Source organism: Noviherbaspirillum phoenicis, assembly GCF_047237965.1.
Lineage (GTDB): Bacteria > Pseudomonadota > Gammaproteobacteria > Burkholderiales > Burkholderiaceae_D > Noviherbaspirillum_A.
Genome location: NZ_JBDFLX010000001.1, coordinates 4,047,990 through 4,065,457, shown reverse-complemented (window position 1 = coordinate 4,065,457; position 17,468 = coordinate 4,047,990). Strand labels below are relative to the sequence as shown.

Sequence of the window (17,468 nt, the reverse complement as noted above, 5' to 3'; positions counted from 1 at the left end):
TCTGCCGTCACTCGCTCTTGGTTGTCATGGACGGCGTCCAGCCGGCCGCGGGTTGCAGGTCCAGGCTGGCCGATCTGACGATCTCCAGACACAGGTCTTCATAGCTGACGCCGCTGGCGCGGGCCGACATCGGCACCAGCGAATGGCCGGTCATGCCGGGCGATGCATTGATCTCCAGCAGGAAGGGCTCATCGTCCGGGGCGCGCAGCATGAAATCCACGCGCGCCCAGCCGGTGCAGCCCAGCGCGTTATAGGCCTGTACCGCCAGCGCCTGGATGCGCGTCGTCAGCGCGTCGTCCAGCGGCGCCGGACACAGATATTCGGTGTCGTCGCTGAAATACTTGTGCTCGTAGTCATAGTTGCCCTGCGGCGCGCGGATTTCCACCACGGGCAGCGCACGGGCATCGCGGCCGGCGCCCATCACCGGCACGGTCAGTTCGCGGCCGCGGATGAATGCCTCGGCCAGCACCGTGTCGTCGTAGCGGGCGCAGTCGTCGAAGCCGGCCTGCATGGCCTGCGGCGATTCGATCTTGGAAATACCGATGGTGGAACCTTCATGCGGCGCTTTGAGCATCAGCGGCAGTCCGAGTTCCTTGGCCACGCCCTGCAACTGTTCGCTGCTGGCATGCTTGTCCAGCGTCATGAAGCGCGGCGTCGGCAGGCCATGCGACAGCCAGATGCGCTTGGTCATGATCTTGTCCATCGAGATCGCGCATGCCATCACGCCCGAGCCGGTATAGGGAATGCCGAGCTGTTCCAGCGCGCCCTGCAGCGTGCCGTCCTCGCCGTAGCGGCCATGCAGCGCGATGAAGACGCGGTCGAACCGTTGCGCGGCCAGCTGCGCCAGGTCCTGTTCGGCCGGATCGAAGCCATGCGCATCGACGCCCCTGGCGCGCAGCGCTGCCAGCACGCCGGCGCCTGACATCAGCGAGACTTCGCGTTCGGCCGAGCGGCCGCCATACAGCACGCCGACCTTGCCCAGTTCCTGCGCCAGGTTGGAGCTTGTCATGCCGCCTCCCTTGCACGCTGCGCCAGCTGGGCCGGCACGCCGGAAATGGAACCGGCGCCCATGGTGATGACCACATCGCCATCCTTCACGACATCGGCAATGGTGGCGGGCATGTCGGCGATGTCCTCGACGAACACCGGCTCGACCTTGCCCAGCACGCGCAAGGCATGCGCCAGCGAACGGCCGTCGGCGGCGACGATGGGCTGCTCGCCGGCCGCATACACTTCGGCCAGCACCAGCGCGTCGGTGGAAGACAGCACCTTCACGAAGTCCTCGAACAGGTCGCGGGTGCGGGTATAGCGATGCGGCTGGAAGGCCAGCACCAGGCGCCGGCCCGGATAGGCGCCGCGCGCCGCCGCCAGCGTGGCCGCGGTTTCCACCGGATGGTGGCCATAGTCATCCACCAGGGTGAAGCTGGTGCCGTTGGGCAGCGTGATGTCGCCATAGCGGGTGAAACGGCGGCCCACGCCATTGAATTCGGTCAGCGCCTTCTGCGTGGCGCTGTCTGCCACGCCCAGTTCGCGCGCGATCGCAATGGCGGCGCAGGCATTTTGGACGTTGTGCATGCCCGGCTGGTTCAGGCTGATGTCCATCGGCGCATAGCCTTCCTGGATCACGGTGAACTGCATCAGGCCATCGCTGGCGCGGGCATCGACTGCGCGCACCTGCGCTTCCGGGTGGAAGCCATAGGTCAGCACCGGCTTGGAAATGAAGGGCATGATTTCGCGCACGTTGGCGTCATCCAGGCACAGGATGGCCACGCCGTAGAACGGCAGCCGGTTGGTGAATTCGATGAAGGCCTGCTTCAGCTTGGCGAAGCTGTGGTCATAGGTCTCCATGTGGTCGGCATCGATGTTGGTGATGACCTCGATCACTGGAGACAGGTTCAGGAAGGACGCGTCCGATTCGTCGGCCTCGGCCACGATGAAGTCGCCCGAACCGAGCTTGGCATTGGCGCCGGCGCTGGTCAGGCGGCCGCCGATCACGAAGGTCGGGTCCAGCCCGCCCTGGGCCAGCACGCTGGCCACCAGGCTGGTGGTGGTGGTCTTGCCGTGGGTGCCGGCAATGGCGATGCCATTCTTCAGGCGCATCAGTTCGGCCAGCATCATTGCGCGCGGCACGATGGGGATGCGGCGTGCGCGGGCGGCCAGCACTTCCGGGTTGTCGGCTTTCACCGCGGTCGATGTCACCACCGCGTCGGCGCCCTCGATATGGGCGGCTTCATGGCCGCGGCTGACCTTGGCGCCCAGCTGGACCAGGCGCTCGGTGGCGGCATTGCTGCCGATGTCGGAACCGGACACGGTATAGCCCAGGTTGAGCAGCACCTCGGCAATGCCGCTCATGCCGCTGCCGCCGATGCCGACGAAATGGATGTTCTTTACTTTATGTTTCATGCTGTCGTTGGCGTTGCCGCCAGTTTTTCCAAGATATCCGCAATCGCCTGATTGGCGTCGCGCCTGCCGTTGCGGTATGCCGCCTCGGCCATTGCCGCGCAGCGCTCGCGCGGCATTTCCGCCAGCAGCGCGGCCAGCCGCTGCGGCGTCAGTTCATTCTGCGGTAGATAGAGCGCCGCGCCCTGCCCGTCCATCCACTGCGCGTTGTCGCGCTGGTGGCTGGTGGTGGAAGCGACGAAGGGCACCAGCACGCTGGCCACGCCGGCCGCGGTCAGTTCCGACACCGTGATCGCGCCGGCGCGGCACAGCACCAGGTCAGCTTCGGCATAGCGTGCCGGCATGTCGTCGATGAAGGCCACCACTTCCGCCTCGATGCCGGCGTCGGCATAGGCGCGGCGCAGCGCGTCGATATGCTGCTTGCCGGACTGGTGCGCCAGCACCGGCCGCTTTTCCTCCGGCAGCAGCGCCATCGCCGCGGGCACCGCATCATTGAGCGCCTTCGCGCCCAGGCTGCCGCCCACCACCAGGAGGCGCAGCGGACCGCTGCGGCCGGCATAGCGTTGCGCCGGCGGCGGCAGATCAGTGATTTCACGGCGCACCGGATTGCCGGTCACGGAAGCCTTGCCGGCGGCCGCACCGAAATCGGCCGGGAAGCCGAACAGCACCCGCCGCGCCACCGGCGTCAGCGTCTTGTTCGACAGCAGCAGCGCGGCGTCGGCATTGACCAGCACCAGCGGCACGCCGCGCAGGCGCGCCATCAGGCCGCCCGGCACGGTGACATAGCCGCCCATGCCCAGCACCACGTCGGGGTTGCGCCGCGCCAGGATGCGCAGGCAGGACACGAAGCTGGCGCTTAAGCGAAAGGCGCCGGAGAGCGTATGCATCAGGCCCTTGCCGCGCATGCCGGAGAAATCGATGCTGTCCATCGCCACGCCATGCTTGGGCACCAGTTCCTGCTCCATGCCGCGCGCGGTGCCGAGCCAGGACACATCCCAGCCGCGCGCCTTCATGGTCTCGGCGATCGCCAGGCCCGGGAAGATATGGCCGCCGGTGCCCGCCGCCATCACCATCAGCTTCATGCGCTTCATAGCCGGCCTCCGCGCATGCGGATGCGGTTCTCGTAATCGATGCGCAAGAGAATGGCCAGGCCGACGCAGTTGATCAGCACGCCCGAGCCGCCATAGCTCATCAGCGGCAGCGTCAGGCCCTTGGTCGGCAACAGGCCCAGGTTCACGCCCATGTTGATGAAGGTCTGCACGCCGATCCACAGGCCAATGCCCTTTGCCGTCAGGCCGGCGAAGGTCAGGTCGATCGCGATAGCCTGGCGGCCGATCTCGAAGGCGCGCTTGATAATCCAGTAGAACATCACCACCACCACCAGCACGCCGACAAAGCCCAGCTCCTCGCCGATCACGGCCAGCAGGAAGTCGGTATGGGCTTCCGGCAGGTAATGCAGTTTTTCCACGCTGCCGCCCAGGCCGACGCCGAACAGCTCGCCGCGGCCGAAGGCAATCAGCGAATGCGACAGCTGGTACGCCTTGCCCAGCGCATTTTCCTCGGTCCAGGGATTGAGATAGGCAAAGATGCGCTCGCGCCGCCAGGGCGACAAGCCGATCACCAGGCCGAATACCACCACCAGGATGGAAGCGATGCCCCCGAACCAGACGCCGTTGATGCCGCCCAGGAACAGGATGCCCATGGCGATGCAGACGATTACGCCGAAGGCGCCGAGGTCGGGCTCCAGCAGCAGCAGCAGGCCGACGCAGCCAACCGCCATCGCCATTGGCATGAAACCCTTGGTGAACCGGTGCATGTGCTGCTGCTTGCGCACCGTGTAGTCGGCCGCGTACAGCACCATGAACAGCTTCATCAGTTCGGAAGGCTGAAGGTTGAATACCTTGAACGACAGCCAGCGCTTGGCGCCGTTGACGCCCTTGCCCAGGCCGGGTACCAGCACCAGCACCAGCAGCACCAGGGTAAAAACGAAGAGATACGGCGCCAGCTTCTGCCAGGTCTTCATTGGCACCCTGAAGGCAAGTGCGCCGCATATCAGCGCAACCGTGATGAAACTGGCCTGGCGCACCAGGAAATGGGTGTTCTGGTAGGACGCGTACTTGGGTGAATCGGGCAGTGCGATCGAGGCGGAATACACCATGACCATGCCGAACAGCATCAGCAGCACGGTGACCCAGACCAGCACCTGGTCATAGGCGGCAAGCTGCTGGCGCTGGGCCAGTGCCTCGGATGCGGGTGTGCCGCGGGAAAAGAAGGGCAGCGCGAATTTCATGCAATGACCTCGCCCCGCGCCAGCGCCAGTTCACGCACCGCATCGACAAAGACTTCGGCCCGGTGCGCATAGTTGCGGAACATGTCCATGCTGGCGCAGGCTGGCGACAGCAGGACGGCTTCGCCGGCCCGCGCCAGCGCGCCGGCACGCTCCACCGCCTGCTCCAGGGTGTCGCAGCCGATCATTTCAACGCCGGTGTCGGCCAGCACCGCCCGGATCGCGCCGGCATCGCGGCCGATCAGGAACACCGTGCGGGCATGGCGCGCCACCGGCCCGGCCAGCGGGCTGAAGTCCTGTCCCTTGCCGTCGCCGCCGGCAATCAGCAGCAGGTGCGGTGCGGCGCGGCCGGCGCCGAGGCCGTTGAGCGCAGCCACGGTCGCGCCCACGTTGGTGCCCTTGCTGTCGTCGTAATAATCCACCCCGGCCACGTTGGCCACCAGTTCGACGCGATGCGGCTCGCCGCGGTATTCGCGCAGGCCATGCAGCAGCGGCGCCAGCGGCAGGCCGATGGCGCGGCACAGCGCCAGCGCCGCCAGCGCGTTCATCGCGTTGTGGCGGCCACGGATCTGCAGCGCGTCGGCCGGCATCAGTTGCTTGTGCAGCACCGGCAGCGCGGCATCGTCCTTCTTGCGGCGCTTGCGCTCGCCCTCCTCCGCCGCCACCGCCAGGGTCAGCCACAGCATGCCGTTTTCCTGGGTCAGGCCAAGGCAGTCCGGCTGATCGGGCTGGTCGCCGCCAAAGGTGACCAGCGGCGCATCCTTGCCGGCCATCTTCATGCTGAGCGCATCGTCGCGATTGAGCACGCGCACCGTGCCGGCGCCGAAGATCCTTGCCTTGGCCGCGGCATAGGCCGCCATGTCGCCATGCCAGTCGAGGTGATCCTGCGTGATATTAAGCACGGTTGCCGCATCCGGCCGCAGGCTGGCGCAGCCGTGCAGCTGGAAGCTCGACAGTTCGAGCACCCAGACCTGCGGCAGGTCGCCAGCGTCGAGCCGTGCGCGCAGCATGTCCAGCGCGGACGGGCTGATATTGCCGGCCACCTGCGCCGACAGGCCGGCCCGTTGCACCAGGAGGCCGGTCAGGCTGGTGACCGTGGTCTTGCCATTGGTGCCGGTGATGGCCAGTATCTTGGGCGCATAGCCCTGCTCTTTGCGCAGCGCATCCAGCGCCTGCGCAAACAATTCCATTTCGCCCCAGACCGGGATGCCGCGTTCGGCAGCCGGCGTCATCAGCGGTGCCAGTTCGCGGCCCGGCGCCAGGCCCGGGCTGACCGCGACGATGTCGATGCCGTCCAGCAGATCGGCGCTGAAGGCGCCGCCGATGAAGCCGGCCGCAGGCAAGGCCTGCCGCAGTTGCGGCAGGCGATCGGGCGCTTCGCGGGTGTCGGCCACGCGCACGGCGGCGCCGCAGCGTCCTAGCCAGAGCGCCATCGCCAGCCCGGATTCACCGAGCCCCAGCACCAGTACCTGTTTGCCTTGATAGTTCATTAGCGCAGCTTCAATGTCGACAGACCAAACAGCACCAGCATCATCGTGATGATCCAGAAACGCACGACGACCTGGGTTTCCTTCCAGCCCTTCTGTTCATAGTGATGATGCAGCGGCGCCATCAGCAGCACCCGGCGGCCGGTGCCGAAGCGGGCCTTGGTGTACTTGAAATAGCCGACCTGCAGCATCACCGACAGGGTTTCCACCACGAACACGCCGCCCATGATGAACAGCACGATTTCCTGGCGCACGATGACGGCAATGGTGCCCAGCGCGCCGCCCAGCGCCAGTGCGCCGACGTCGCCCATGAACACCTGGGCCGGATGGGCGTTGAACCAGAGGAAGGCCAGGCCGGCGCCGGCCATGGCGCCGCAGAAGATGATCAGCTCGCCCGCGCCCGGAATGTGCGGAATGAACAGGTAGCGGGAATAGGTCGCGCTGCCGGTCAGGTAGGCGAACAGCCCCAGCGCGGTGCCGACCATCACGGTCGGCATGATGGCCAGGCCGTCCAGGCCGTCGGTCAGGTTGACCGCGTTGCTGGTGCCGACGATGACGAAATAGGTCAGCGCGATGAAGCCCCAGACGCCCAGCGGATAGCTGATGGTCTTGAAGAAGGGCACGATGAAGTCGGCCTTGGGCGGCAGGTCCATCGAGAAGCCCGACTTCACCCAGTCCATGAACAGCTGCAGCACATTGGCGTTGGAAATGCCCGACACCGAAAAGGCGAGGTACAGCGCCGCGCCCAGGCCGATCAGGGACTGCCAGAAGTACTTCTCCTTCGATGCCATGCCCTTCGGGTCCTTGTACACCACCTTGCGGTAGTCATCGACCCAGCCGATCGCGCCGAAGCCGAGCGTCACCACCAGCACCGGCCAGATGAAGCGGTTGCTCCAGTCGCTCCACAGCAGCGTGGAGATGCCGATGGAAATCAGGATCAGCGCGCCGCCCATGGTTGGCGTGCCGGACTTGATCAGATGGGTCTGTGGACCATCGGTGCGCACCGCCTGCCCGACCTTCATGCGGGTCAGCATGCGGATCACCGCCGGGCCGGAAAACAGGCCGATGGCGAGCGCGGTCAGCGTGGCGAACACGGCGCGGAACGTGATGAAGTTGAATACCCGCAGCGGACCGAATTCGTCCTGGAAAAATTGCGCCAGCCAGAGCAGCATGCTAGTGCGCCTCCCGCACCGGTTCACCCGCCAGGTGCTGCACCACGCGCTCCATGCGCATGAAGCGCGAGCCCTTGACCAGCACGGTCGTGTGCGGCGTCGCCAATGCAGAGACCGCCTCGTTGAGCTTGTCCACGCTGTCGTGGTGGCGGGCGCGTGCGCCGAACGCGTTGGCGGCGCTGGCCGCCAGTTCGCCCAGGGTCAGCAGGTGATCGATGCCGCGGCCGCTGGCATAGGCGCCGATTTCCTCATGAAACTTGCGGCCCTCGCTGCCGACTTCGCCCATGTCGCCCAGCACCAGCACACGCGGCGCCGGCGCCAGCGCCAGCACATCAATGGCGGCCTTCACCGAATCGGGATTGGCATTGTAGGTGTCGTCGACCACGGTGGCGCCGTTGCGTGCGCGCTTGTGCTGCAGCCGGCCATTCACCGGCACGAAGCTTTCCAGCCCCTGCACGATGGCGCGCCTGTGGATGCCAATGGCAAGCGCGCAGGCGATGGCCGCCAGCGCATTGCGCACATTGTGGGCGCCGGCCGCGGCCAGGCGCAGCGAGAACTCGCGCTGCCCGACCCGCACCGTCATCGCGCTGCCGAAAGCCTGCGGCACATAGGTGCAGCTGACATTGGCGTCGAGCGACAGGCCGAAGGTGAGGATCTTGCGCTTGCCGCTGGCCTTGGCCAGGCTGCGCCACAGCGGGCTGTACGGATCGTCGGCCGGAAACACCGCGATCCCGTCGGCTGGCAGCGCGCTGATCACTGAGCCGTTTTCCTGCGCCACCGCTTCCACGCTGGCCATGAATTCCTGGTGTTCGCGCTGGGCATTGTTGACCAGCGCCACCGTCGGCTGCGCAATGGCGGCCAGCTGCGCGATCTCGCCCGGATGGTTCATGCCCAGCTCAACCACCGCGGCCTTCTGCTCGTCATCCATGCGGAACAGGGTCAGCGGCACGCCGATGTCGTTGTTCAGGTTGCCGCGGGTGGCAAGGTAGTTGTCGGAACCAAACTCGGCGGCGAGGATGGACGCGATCATTTCCTTGACCGTGGTCTTGCCATTGCTGCCGGTGACGCCGATCACGGGAATGGCGAACTGGCGGCGCCAGTAGGCAGCCACTTCGCCCAGGGCAACGCGGCTATCGGGCACCAGCAGCGCTGGCAGCGGATAGTCTTGCGGCACCTTCTCCGCCAGCACCGCGGCCGCGCCGCTGGCCGCCACCTCGGCGAGGAAGTCATGCGCGTCGAAACGCTCGCCGCGCAGCGCGACGAACAGGCTGCCCGGCCTGATTTCCCGGCTGTTGGTGGAAATGCCCTGGAAGGCGGCGGCCGCCGTCAGGCGCGCAGACGTCAGGCGCGACTGCAGTTGCGTCAGGGAAGACCGGATCACAGCATGCCCTTCATGGTGACCCGCGCCGCCAGCGACAGCGCGGCATGGTCGGCATCCTGGAACGGCAGCTTGCGTCCCTTGATCTCCTGGTAGGTTTCATGGCCCTTGCCGGCCAGCAGCACCACGTCGGCCCGCGACGCATGCTTGACTGCGTAAAGGATGGCGGCCGCACGGTCTTCAATCACGTGCGGCGCGCTGTGCATTGCATTGGAAATCTTCATGCCCTCAATAATCTGTTCAATGATGTCCGCAGGATTTTCGCCGCGCGGATTGTCGCTGGTGACGATCACGTGATCCGCCGCCGTGGCGGCCACACCCATCTGGGGCCGCTTGCCGGGATCACGGTCGCCGCCGCAACCGAATACACACCACAGGCGGCCATGCCGTTGCCGGGCGACCTCGCGCAGTGTGGCGAGGGTTTTTGTCAGCGCATCGGGCGTATGCGCATAGTCGATGACCACCAGCGGCGCCTCGGCGCCGCCGAGCTGCTGCATGCGGCCCGGCACCGGCTGCAATCCTTCCAGCAACTCGACCACGGCGCGCAGCGCCAGGCCGCGGGCCATCAGCACGCCAGCGATGCCAAGCACGTTACTGACATTGAACTGGCCAACAAGTTGCGTGCGAACCTGGGTTGCGCCTTGCGGCGTGCTCATCTGAAACACGGTGCCGCCCTGGCTGGAGCGAATCTCGCTGGCGCGCAGGACCGGCGCGGCGCCTGCTTCGGCGCCGGTCAGGCTATAGCCGATGACGCTGACTTCGGGGCGGCTGCGCAGATGCGCAACCAGGCGCTGCCCCATCTCGTCATCGAGGTTGATCACCGCGTGGCGCAGGCCGGGCCAGTCGAACAGGCCACGCTTGGCCGCTTCATAGGCCGGCATGTCGCCGTGATAGTCCAGATGGTCGCGGGTGAAATTGGTAAACAGCGCGATGTCGATGTGCAGGCCATTGAGCCGGCCCTGGTCCAGGCCGATGGACGAAGCCTCGATCGCCAGCGCGCGGGCGCCGCTGGCGCGGGCCTGCGCCAGGCGGCGCTGCAGCAGCACCGCGTCGGGCGTGGTGTAGCCGGTGCTGCTGAAGCTGCCGGCCATGCCATTGCGGTAGACGCCGGTCCCCAGCGTGCCGACCACCAGCGTCGGCTCGCCCTGCTTCGACAGCACGCGACCGAGCCACTGGCTGCAGGAAGTCTTGCCATTCGTGCCGGTAACCGCCACCACATGCATCTGGCTGTCCGGACGGCCGTACCATGCGCCGGCGATCTCGCCGGCCAGCTGCTTCAGGCCAGTGACGGCGCGATGCGGCACATCGGCCGCGCCAGGCCATGCATACGCGTCGCCATCGTCATACAGCACCGCGGCGGCGCCGCGTTGCAGGGCCGCGGTTATATAGTTGCGGCCGTCGGCGCTGTCGCCGGGATAGGCGAAAAACACATCGCCTGCATTGAGCAGGCGCGAGTCCGACGTCAGCTGCGCCGATGGCGCCGCCGATCGCAGCCAGGCAACGATGTCGTCGATGCGGACCGTGCCGTCCGCCATTACATGCTCTCCTGGGGCGCGTTGGCCGGCACGATGATGCTGGTGACGGTGGAGTCGGGGCCGACATTCATCGCCCGCAGCGTGCTGCCGACGATATTGGAAAACACCGGCGCGGCGACTTCACCGCCATAGTGCGAGCCGGTCGGCTCGTCGATCATCACGGCGATGATCACGCGCGGATCGGACGCGGGCGCAAAGCCGACGAAGGACGATACATACTTGTTGGCATAGCGGCCGCCCACCAGCTTGTGGGCAGTGCCGGTCTTGCCGGCCACCCGGTAGCCAGGGACCTGCGCCTTGGGCGCGGTGCCTTCCGGACCGGCGGCCATTTCCAGCATCGCGCGCATGTCGCGCGCCGTCTTCTCCGTGATCACGCGCTGGCCTACCGGCGGCGCGTTAAGCTTCTGGAACGACAGCGGAATCAAATCGCCGTCACGGGCAAAGATGGTATAGGCATGGGCGATCTGCAGCAGCGACACCGAAATGCCGTGGCCATAGCTCATGGTGGCCTGCTCGATCGGCCGCCAGGCCTTGTAGGGACGCACCCTTCCTGCCACCGCGCCCGGGAAGCCCAGCTTGGGCTGCTGGCCGAAGCCCACCGTGGTGAACATTTCCCACATTTCCTGCGGCTGCATCTGCAGCGCGATCTTCGCGGTGCCGACGTTGGACGACTTCTGGATCACCTGCGACACCGTCAGCAGGCCATGCGCATGGGCGTCGCCGATAGTGGCCGTGCCGATGGTCAGCTTGCCGGGCGCGGTCTGCACGGTGGTGTTCGGGGTGACCCGCTTGGTGTCGAGCGCCAGCGCGATGGTGAACGGCTTCAGCGTCGAGCCTGGCTCATAGGTGTCGGTGATGACGCGGTTGCGCAGCATGGCGCCGGTCAGGATCGAGCGGTTGTTCGGGTTATAGGTCGGCAGGTTGGCCAGCGCCAGCACCTCGCCGGTCTTGACGTCCACCACCACCACGCCGCCTGCCTTGGCCTTGAACTTCTCGACCGCCTCCTTCAGGTGGGTGAAGGCGATGTACTGCAGCTTGCTGTCGAGCGACAGCACCAGGTCGCGGCCGTCATGCGGCTCGCGCACGGCGGCAATGTCCTCGACGATGCGGCCCAGGCGGTCCTTGATCACGCGGCGGCTGCCGGTGACGCCGGCCAGGGTTTTCTGCATGCCCAGCTCCATGCCGTCCTGGCCGGCATCTTCCACATTGGTGAAGCCCACCACATGGGCCATGACCTCGCCCTGCGGATAGAAGCGCTTGTATTCCTTGCGGGTCTCGATGCCGGCAATGCCCAACTTGAGCACCTTGTCCACGGTTTCCTGCTCGACCTGGCGCTTCAGATAGACGAAGTTGCGGTCCGAGTCGAGCTTCTTGCGCAGTTCGGATTCGGGCATCTCCAGCAGGCCGGCCAGCGCATGCAGCTTGTCTGCCGGCGCTTCCAGCACGTCATCGGGTATGGCCCATACCGCCTTGACCGGCACCGAGGAGGCGAGCACTTCGCCATTGCGGTCGGTGATCCTGCCGCGCGTTGCCGGCAGTTCCAGCGTGCGGGCGTAACGCGCCTCGCCCTGCTTTTGCAGGAATTCGGTGGACAGTCCCTGCAGCCACAGCGCGCGGCCGGCCAGCGCCAGGAATGCCGCGAACATCATGAACAGCACCAGGCGCGAACGCCACGGCGGCAGTTTCACCGCAAGCAGAGGACTGGCAGAAAAGGGAACGCCGCGTGCAGTGGCGCGGCGCGAGTTGGGGCGGGAAGCGGCGCGCATTATCTGGCCTCTCCGGTAATGTATTGCGTGCGTGCGGGAGTCAGCGGCACCATATTGAGATCGCGCCGTGCGTTGGCTTCAATGCGGGCATGCTTGCCCAGCGTGGACTGGTCAAGTTGTAGCTGCGACCATTCCACTTCGAGCTGACGGGCGACGGTCTGCGCCCGCTCGATCTCGATGAACAGGCGGCGCGCCTGGTATTGCGCGTTGACCAATGACAGCGCGCTGCCAGCCAGCAGCGCGGTCAGCACGATGCACAGCCGGGCGCTCACTGGCGGCTCCCGGCGGATTGCTGGGCGAGACGCAGGGCGACGCGCATCACTGCGGAACGGGCGCGTGGATTGTCGGCGATTTCGGTGGCGGACGGCTTCATCTTGGCAAGCAGCTTCATTTCCGGCTGCGGCAGGTCCACGGCTCGGATAGGCAGGCGACGGTCGGGTTGCGGCGCATTGGCACGGGCGGCAAGGAATTGCTTGACCATGCGGTCTTCCAGCGAATGAAAGCTGATCACAGCCATCCTTCCGTTCGGAGCCAGCCGGTCAAATGCGCCGAGCAAGCCTATTTCGAGTTCTTCAAGCTCCCGATTGATGAAAATCCGGATAGCCTGAAAGGTGCGAGTTGCCGGGTCCTTGCCTTTCTCGCGGGTCTTGACGGCGCGTGCCACGATCTCGGCAAGCTGTCGTGTGCTTGAAATTGGCGCGACTGACCGGCCAGCAACAATCGCCTTTGCAATCTGAAAAGCAAACCGTTCTTCCCCATAATCCCGTATCACCTTTTCAATCAATTGCTGTTCCGCCGTTGCCAGCCACTGCGCCGCCGAGATGCCGCGGGTCGTGTCCATGCGCATGTCTAGCGGACCGTCCATCCGAAAACTGAATCCCCGCGCCGCATCGTCGACCTGCGGCGAGGAAATTCCCAAGTCCAGCAAGATGCCGTCGACCTGGTCGACGCCGCGTTCCCGCAGCGCCTCGCTGATCGTGGCAAAGCTGTCATGCACTACCTCAAATCGGCTGTCGGACCGCATCAGCGCGTGGGCCACGGCAATCGCCTGCGGATCCTTGTCGAATGCAATCAGGCGGCCCTTCGCGCCCAGTCGTTCAAGTATCCGGCGGCTATGCCCGCCACGGCCAAATGTGCCGTCCACAAAGATGCCATCCGCGCGCGCGCCTTCGATCGCCAGTGCATCGACCGCCTCTTCCAGCAGCACCGTACGGTGCTGCAACTCTGGCACCGTGTTCTCAGTCATCACGGGCTAGAAGGAAAAATTGTTCAACACATCGGGCATGCCGTCCGCCACCGCCTGCGCCTCGCTTTCGGCGAGTTTGGCCGCATCCCAGATCTCGAAATGACTGCCCATGCCGAGCATCATCACCTCCCGCGACAGCCCCACCGCGCTGCGCAGTTCCGGCGCAATCAATATGCGTCCGGCGGTATCCATTTCGACATCCGACGCGTTGCCCAAAAAAATTCGTTGCCAGGCTCGTGCGGACATTGGCCATGCTGCAATCTGCTCACGGTGGATTTCCCATACCGGGCGCGGAAAGAACAGCAGGCAGCCGTGCGGATGCTTGGTCAGCGTGACCCGGCCTTCGCATTGCACTGCAAGCGCGTCACGATGCTTGGAAGGAATAGTCATCCTGCCCTTCGCATCGAGAGTTAGTGCAGACGCGCCTTGAAACACCCTGGATTCCTTTGTTTTTTCGTTTTTGGCTTGCGCCGCAATGCTTCATGCCCGGGCCCTGCACATCAAAAATAACCCACAAAAATACACTTTTTCACACTGCCGCCCACTTTAGAGGATGCTCTATTTGCGGTCAAGGAATATCCGACGACGGCAGTGCATTTTCTCCAATTAAGTCAAGGACTTAGCGGATTTCGCTCAAGAACTGCTTAAAATAAAAAGAATATAAAAATCAATAGCTTATCTCATTTAATCAAAGAAGCTTCTTATGTATACACATGTGTTTATCTGTTTCCCTTAAAAAACAGTTTCCATATGTATATTGAAGATATTCAACGAAATTGCCGTTTTTTAGCACCAAATATGTGCATTTAACCAAGGTTTTTGAATGGAATTGTTGCTTTTATTTAACACCGATTGGGAGCCAGACATTTTCCTGACACATGCTTTTTTAACCATTAGTAAGGTAAATTCCACGTCATTGCATGCTGGGGTTTGCTTTAGGATTTTTTTAAGATTTGCTGAAGGAAGTTTTAGCAAACGATCGTTCGCTCGACGCCTACCATGGGCTTCATCCGTGCATGACACGGTTTGACAACCATCCGGACCCATGGAGACTGAAATGCCAACCGAATATTCCAGTATTGAAAGCAATGCAGCCGCGCAACGATTCAACATCTATGCGGGCATCCATAAAGCGGTGCGCGCTTTCCTGTGTCATACCCTTGCCCGCGTCGCCACGCTGGATATCGAAGACAGGCAGGCAATCGCCGATGCCATGAAGCAGCTGCGGGATATGCTCGAATTCTGCAGCGACCATATTGTGCACGAAGACCGCTTCGTGCATGCGGCCATGGAACGGCGTCAGCCCGGCTCTTCTGCTGGCACGGCAGAAGACCATCTCCACCATGCCCGCGCGGTGGCTTCGATCAGGGCGGCTGGCGAGGCGCTGGAACAGGGCGCGCCGCAGGGCAGGCCGGCAGCCTGGAGCAGGCTGCAGCGGGAACTGGCCGTCTTCGTCGGCGAGAACCTGCTGCATATGGATACCGAGGAAAACGCCAATAATGCCGTGCTGCAGGCCTGCTACAGCGACCAGGAACTGGTGGCGCTGCACCACGACATCCTGGCAGCCCTGACGCCGCTGGAAATGGCGACGTCTACCCGCTGGATCCTGATCGGTTCCAGTCCGGGCGAACGCGAGCAGCTGATGGCGGGCATGCGCGCCGAGGCGCCGCCTGCCGCATTCGAAGCGATGCTCGGCCTCGCCCGGGACAGCCTGGCAGCGGACGACTGGAACCGGCTGGCGGCGGCACTGGCCCCGGAGCCGATGGCAGCCTGAGCTTGTTCAGGCCTGCTCCAGAAGCTGGACCGGCCGCGACACGCACAGCTGGAACTTGCCACGACCGGTTTTCTGCAATTGGACAGCCGCCTGGCGCTCCAGCAGGCGGCGCGACAGCAGCAGCAGCCGCGCCTCCAGGTTATCGGCCAGATCCGGCAGGCGGATACGGCTGTCCAGGCGCAGTTCGCGATTGGTGAAGGCAACCCGGCGGCTGGCCGCGTAGTCGCGCAGTATGTTCCAGAGAATGGCGCCGGCAACACCCTTGATCAGGTAGTCCTCGTCCAGAAAAATGCTGTCGTTGCTGGCGAAATGCCGCACCACCAGGGGCATGCCCTGGCGCGGCAGTTCGTCGGGCGGCGCGGGCAGCGGCGTATCCGCCGCTTCCTCTGCCGCGCCCTGCAGCAGGAAGATCATTGCGCCCAGGTGGCTTGCCAGCGAGGCCAGCACGTCTTCGTCGTCATAGCCAAAGCGCAGGTCCTCGCCGCTTTCCACATACAGCACGCCCAGGAGGCGCTGGCAGGCAAGAACGGGAACCGCCATCTGGCTGTGCGGATCGGTCAGGCCCGGAAGGGGAATTTCGAGCTCGATCGCGGCCGCGCCATTGTCTTTGCGAAGGTTTTCGCGGATCGCCCGGCTATAGGCATATTCCGATGTCATATGACCGATGCGGATCGGCGTGCGCTCGCGCGCGGCGACGCCGATCACGCCCTGGCCGAATGGAATTTCCGAGCCGACGCCGGAATTCTCATAGCCATGACTGGCCACTGTATACAAGCGTTCGCGCGCGCCGTCGGCCATCAGCACCATCGCGTGTTCTATATTGAACTGGCTGCGCAGGCAATTCAGCGTGGCCGCCAGCAATGTTTCGAGATCGGCGCAGCAGGCCAGCGCTTCGACCGCGGCCCGCAGTCCGGGCAAGGGATTGCGGTAGGCCGGCGCCGGCAGCGTCGGGCTGGGCACCTGCGTCACCTCGTGCACCCGGTAGATGTCGGCGCCGAGCAGCCGGAACACATTGCCCATGCCGGTATGGGAAGCAATGCCGGCCAGCCTGGCTTTCATGTTTTCGAACAGCGGTCCCGATGTTTCGGTGCGCAAGAAGCTGAGCGCCAACTGGTACTGCGCGCCGGTGACTGGGCTGGTAACCTGCAATCGCGCCCAGGGACGGGCGAGGATGTTCTGCCGGGTCTTGTTGAAGAACTGGTAGGACAGCGCAATGTGATGCGCATCCACATAGTGAACATGCGAGAGATAGGCGATATTGGGCATGGCGTCCGCCCCGGTGGTTGCCATGGTGGCCGGTATGACGCCCTCGAAGCAGTCGCGGATACCCTCAAGCGGCAGGCTCATGGCGCCGCCCTGAGCATATTGCCGGCGCGCGGGCCGGGCGACTGGTCGAATACGGCGACCGGGGTATAACGGATGGCCACGATCTCGTCGTCGTCGCAGGTCAGCAGCAGGCGCACCGGGGCGTCGGCAAAACCCAGCGGCACCACCTCGGCGACGAAAGCATCGCGATGCTGCCGCATTGCTTCCAGTTGCTGTGCGGTGACTGGCCCGATCTGCGCTTCTTCTCCCTTGATCTGCAGCGTGCGGTGCGTGGAAGGCTGGCTGAAGACGACCGCCAGCCGACCGCTCTCGCCGACATCCCGCAGCAACGCGGCAGCCTGTGTGCGCGACACCAGCACCGTCAGCCGGCGGCGGTCGGGCGCGACCTCGCAGGCAAGGACACGGCACAGGCTGGGAAAGCTTGACGCAGCTTGCGCGCCGCTCGACGCGGCGCTGATGGACACGCCGCCCTGCAGGAAAGCGGCCTGGGTTTCATCTATGAGGGGAGCGGGAGCGATAGCCATGGCGTGCACAACCCGTACTGAAGATTGCCGGAATTGTAACACCAGGCCACGCCTGAATTTGTAAATGAAGCAGGCCGATAGGCCGGATTCTGTTACGGCGAACGGCGCAAACCGTTCGCTATGACAGCCATTCCTCTAGGCCGTGAATTACTCCACGGCTCAAGCTTCCTACCCGCACGCTCCGCGAGCAACATCAACGCGTGCCTATTTGGAATTGCTCCAGGTGGAGGTTACCGCGTTTCACCGTAACTTAATACGCTCGTCTCTGTGGCCCTATTCCTCGCCTTATGTCTTGCGACTTTCAGCGGACGGCCGTTAACCGTCACCCTGCTCTATGGAGTCCGGACCTTCCTCCCGTCCGTCCGGCAACGAGTGCCGTGCGAACCAGCGGCTGTCTGGCCTGCTTCGGGCGCCATTGTAGCCGAATACGCCACACGCCAGGCGCCGTTCGGCTTTTGGCGTGACAATGCGCCGCCGGCAAGTTCCGAAAAGGGACGATTTGAGGGAAAATTGACGGTTAGAAATTTATTACCCGCCCGACGCCGCCCTGCTCCATTTGGCGCCGCAAGATAC

General features: G+C 64.5%; 15 protein-coding genes and 1 other RNA gene. 1 reads left to right on the top strand and 15 read right to left on the bottom strand.

The annotated features are described in order from the left end of the window. Positions 1 to 7 precede the first annotated feature (7 nt). Genes ABC383_RS18140 through mraZ form a run of 12 tightly spaced genes read right to left on the bottom strand, consistent with a single transcriptional unit; the run spans position 8 to position 13,706 of the window. The gene (locus ABC383_RS18140; RefSeq protein ID WP_413015691.1) at positions 8 to 1,009 is read right to left on the bottom strand and encodes a D-alanine--D-alanine ligase; all 1,002 of its coding nucleotides are present in this window, start codon (positions 1,007 to 1,009) and stop codon (positions 8 to 10) included. Next, positions 1,006 to 2,403, bottom strand: coding sequence for a UDP-N-acetylmuramate--L-alanine ligase (gene murC, locus ABC383_RS18135; RefSeq protein ID WP_413015690.1), 1,398 nt, complete (start codon positions 2,401 to 2,403; stop codon positions 1,006 to 1,008). Before murC ends, ABC383_RS18140 begins: the two co-directional genes overlap by 4 nt. Continuing rightward, positions 2,400 to 3,491 carry an undecaprenyldiphospho-muramoylpentapeptide beta-N-acetylglucosaminyltransferase gene (gene murG, locus ABC383_RS18130; protein WP_413015688.1) on the bottom strand — a complete coding sequence of 364 codons (1,092 nt, stop codon included), beginning with the start codon at positions 3,489 to 3,491 and terminating at the stop codon, positions 2,400 to 2,402. The genes murC and murG overlap by 4 nt, the downstream gene beginning before the upstream one ends. Further along, positions 3,488 to 4,690, bottom strand: a complete 1,203-nt coding sequence (gene ftsW, locus ABC383_RS18125; RefSeq protein ID WP_413015686.1) for a putative lipid II flippase FtsW — start codon at positions 4,688 to 4,690, stop codon at positions 3,488 to 3,490. The genes murG and ftsW overlap by 4 nt, the downstream gene beginning before the upstream one ends. Then, complete coding sequence (gene murD / locus ABC383_RS18120) at positions 4,687 to 6,177, bottom strand: UDP-N-acetylmuramoyl-L-alanine--D-glutamate ligase (protein WP_413015684.1); 1,491 nt, start codon at positions 6,175 to 6,177, stop codon at positions 4,687 to 4,689. The genes ftsW and murD overlap by 4 nt, the downstream gene beginning before the upstream one ends. Beyond that, entirely contained in the window at positions 6,177 to 7,346 is a 1,170-nt protein-coding gene (gene mraY, locus ABC383_RS18115; RefSeq protein WP_194714096.1) for a phospho-N-acetylmuramoyl-pentapeptide-transferase, read from the bottom strand. Before mraY ends, murD begins: the two co-directional genes overlap by 1 nt. Position 7,347: 1 nt before the next feature. Next, positions 7,348 to 8,724, bottom strand: coding sequence for a UDP-N-acetylmuramoyl-tripeptide--D-alanyl-D-alanine ligase (locus ABC383_RS18110; protein ID WP_413016420.1), 1,377 nt, complete (start codon positions 8,722 to 8,724; stop codon positions 7,348 to 7,350). Next, complete coding sequence (locus ABC383_RS18105) at positions 8,724 to 10,259, bottom strand: UDP-N-acetylmuramoyl-L-alanyl-D-glutamate--2,6-diaminopimelate ligase (protein WP_413015682.1); 1,536 nt, start codon at positions 10,257 to 10,259, stop codon at positions 8,724 to 8,726. Before ABC383_RS18105 ends, ABC383_RS18110 begins: the two co-directional genes overlap by 1 nt. After that, positions 10,259 to 12,028 carry a peptidoglycan D,D-transpeptidase FtsI family protein gene (locus tag ABC383_RS18100; RefSeq protein ID WP_413016418.1) on the bottom strand — a complete coding sequence of 590 codons (1,770 nt, stop codon included), beginning with the start codon at positions 12,026 to 12,028 and terminating at the stop codon, positions 10,259 to 10,261. Before ABC383_RS18100 ends, ABC383_RS18105 begins: the two co-directional genes overlap by 1 nt. Beyond that, complete coding sequence (gene ftsL / locus ABC383_RS18095) at positions 12,025 to 12,297, bottom strand: cell division protein FtsL (protein WP_194714099.1); 273 nt, start codon at positions 12,295 to 12,297, stop codon at positions 12,025 to 12,027. The genes ABC383_RS18100 and ftsL overlap by 4 nt, the downstream gene beginning before the upstream one ends. After that, positions 12,294 to 13,271 carry a 16S rRNA (cytosine(1402)-N(4))-methyltransferase RsmH gene (rsmH, locus tag ABC383_RS18090; RefSeq protein WP_413015680.1) on the bottom strand — a complete coding sequence of 326 codons (978 nt, stop codon included), beginning with the start codon at positions 13,269 to 13,271 and terminating at the stop codon, positions 12,294 to 12,296. Before rsmH ends, ftsL begins: the two co-directional genes overlap by 4 nt. A gap of 6 nt (positions 13,272 to 13,277) precedes the next feature. Continuing rightward, positions 13,278 to 13,706, bottom strand: coding sequence for a division/cell wall cluster transcriptional repressor MraZ (gene mraZ, locus ABC383_RS18085; RefSeq protein WP_194714101.1), 429 nt, complete (start codon positions 13,704 to 13,706; stop codon positions 13,278 to 13,280). A 622-nt stretch (positions 13,707 to 14,328) separates the two neighbouring features. On the opposite strand from mraZ, the gene ABC383_RS18080 reads away from it, so the two are divergent. After that, on the top strand, positions 14,329 to 15,045 hold the full coding sequence (locus tag ABC383_RS18080; RefSeq protein ID WP_413015678.1) for a hemerythrin domain-containing protein: 717 nt from the start codon (positions 14,329 to 14,331) through the stop codon (positions 15,043 to 15,045). 6 nt (positions 15,046 to 15,051) lie between these two features. On the opposite strand, the gene ABC383_RS18075 is transcribed toward ABC383_RS18080, so the two are convergent. From ABC383_RS18075 to rnpB, 3 genes are all read right to left on the bottom strand, one after another. Then, on the bottom strand, positions 15,052 to 16,392 hold the full coding sequence (locus ABC383_RS18075) for a GAF domain-containing protein (protein ID WP_413015676.1): 1,341 nt from the start codon (positions 16,390 to 16,392) through the stop codon (positions 15,052 to 15,054). Continuing rightward, a complete protein-coding gene (locus tag ABC383_RS18070) occupies positions 16,389 to 16,895 on the bottom strand; it encodes a hypothetical protein (protein ID WP_413015674.1) in 507 nt (168 codons plus the stop codon). Before ABC383_RS18070 ends, ABC383_RS18075 begins: the two co-directional genes overlap by 4 nt. Before the next feature lie 62 nt (positions 16,896 to 16,957). Beyond that, an RNA gene (gene rnpB, locus ABC383_RS18065) (RNase P RNA component class A) lies at positions 16,958 to 17,302 on the bottom strand. Positions 17,303 to 17,468 lie beyond the last annotated feature (166 nt).

What these genes read in the sequence shown, in the direction of transcription:
- mraY (WP_194714096.1), bottom strand. Translation starts at nt 7,346, where the DNA reads ATGCTGCTCTGGCTGGCGCAATTTTTCCAGGACGAATTCGGTCCGCTG.
- ftsW (WP_413015686.1), bottom strand. Translation starts at nt 4,690, where the DNA reads ATGAAATTCGCGCTGCCCTTCTTTTCCCGCGGCACACCCGCATCCGAG.
- murG (WP_413015688.1), bottom strand. Translation starts at nt 3,491, where the DNA reads ATGAAGCGCATGAAGCTGATGGTGATGGCGGCGGGCACCGGCGGCCAT.
- ABC383_RS18105 (WP_413015682.1), bottom strand. Translation starts at nt 10,259, where the DNA reads ATGGCGGACGGCACGGTCCGCATCGACGACATCGTTGCCTGGCTGCGA.
- murD (WP_413015684.1), bottom strand. Translation starts at nt 6,177, where the DNA reads ATGAACTATCAAGGCAAACAGGTACTGGTGCTGGGGCTCGGTGAATCC.
- ABC383_RS18140 (WP_413015691.1), bottom strand. Translation starts at nt 1,009, where the DNA reads ATGACAAGCTCCAACCTGGCGCAGGAACTGGGCAAGGTCGGCGTGCTG.
- ABC383_RS18070 (WP_413015674.1), bottom strand. Translation starts at nt 16,895, where the DNA reads ATGGCTATCGCTCCCGCTCCCCTCATAGATGAAACCCAGGCCGCTTTC.
- ABC383_RS18075 (WP_413015676.1), bottom strand. Translation starts at nt 16,392, where the DNA reads ATGAGCCTGCCGCTTGAGGGTATCCGCGACTGCTTCGAGGGCGTCATA.
- ABC383_RS18080 (WP_413015678.1), top strand. Translation starts at nt 14,329, where the DNA reads ATGCCAACCGAATATTCCAGTATTGAAAGCAATGCAGCCGCGCAACGA.
- murC (WP_413015690.1), bottom strand. Translation starts at nt 2,403, where the DNA reads ATGAAACATAAAGTAAAGAACATCCATTTCGTCGGCATCGGCGGCAGC.
- rsmH (WP_413015680.1), bottom strand. Translation starts at nt 13,271, where the DNA reads ATGACTGAGAACACGGTGCCAGAGTTGCAGCACCGTACGGTGCTGCTG.